The organism is Colwellia sp. MB3u-55 (assembly GCF_014076785.1).
In the GTDB taxonomy this organism is placed as follows: Bacteria; Pseudomonadota; Gammaproteobacteria; order Enterobacterales; family Alteromonadaceae; genus Colwellia_A.
On the sequence record NZ_JACGUS010000093.1, the window covers coordinates 1 to 307 of the forward strand.

Here is a 307-nt window from a genome sequence, read left to right on the forward strand (position 1 = left end):
GTGGGTTAGTTTTACAAACCAGAGCCATAATATATGTGTCAACAATATAAAACAGAGGCTAGCATGATAAAACATAACATACTTTAAAAAACTCGTACGACAATTACAGTCAAAATATCCTGACACTACGCTCCATTTTTTTTACGAAGCCGGTCCTTGTGGCTATTGGATTTATCGCTTTCTCACCAGCCTTAATCATTGTTGCTATGTCATCGCTCCTTCGCTTATCCCTAAAAAACCAGGAGATAAAATCAAAACCGATAAACGTGATGCGCTCAAACTTGCAAAGCTGCTCAAGTCTGAAGAC

The 307-nt window shown here is 38.4% G+C and carries 1 pseudogene; it reads left to right on the forward strand.

Annotated features, from left to right (window positions below):
• Window positions 1–88: 88 nt before the first annotated feature.
• Window positions 89–307, forward strand: a pseudogene (locus H4J66_RS05175) (IS110 family transposase); the annotation flags it as partial.